1 pseudogene is annotated in these 255 nt (G+C 36.9%); it reads left to right on the top strand.

Annotation, left to right across the window (positions count from 1 at the left end):
• A pseudogene (locus tag SB679_RS25270) lies at positions 1–197 on the top strand (hypothetical protein); the annotation flags it as partial.
• Positions 198–255 lie beyond the last annotated feature (58 nt).

Raw genomic sequence — 255 nt, 5'->3', positions numbered from 1 at the left:
AGGAAATGGCGCATAAAATGGGTTTCTTACTGATTCCTTATGAATGCATGCACTGGCAGCGTAAAAGCAAATTCGCACATGATCGCAAAGTGAAAATTGGGCGTAATTCTTACTATATGATGAAGCATCATGAGCTGACAAAAACAGAACAAAACAAGCTGATGAATTACCTTGAAGAGTTAAGGAAAGGGGCGTAAAAAGTGCATATATTTTTAATTATATGTTGCATCGGCATTGCAATTTTGAACGTGATTG

Source organism: Chryseobacterium sp. SIMBA_029 (assembly GCF_046535275.1).
GTDB lineage: Bacteria > Bacteroidota > Bacteroidia > Flavobacteriales > Weeksellaceae > Chryseobacterium.
The sequence above is the reverse complement of the archived record's forward strand: the minus strand, read 5'-3'. Positions and strand labels throughout refer to the sequence as shown.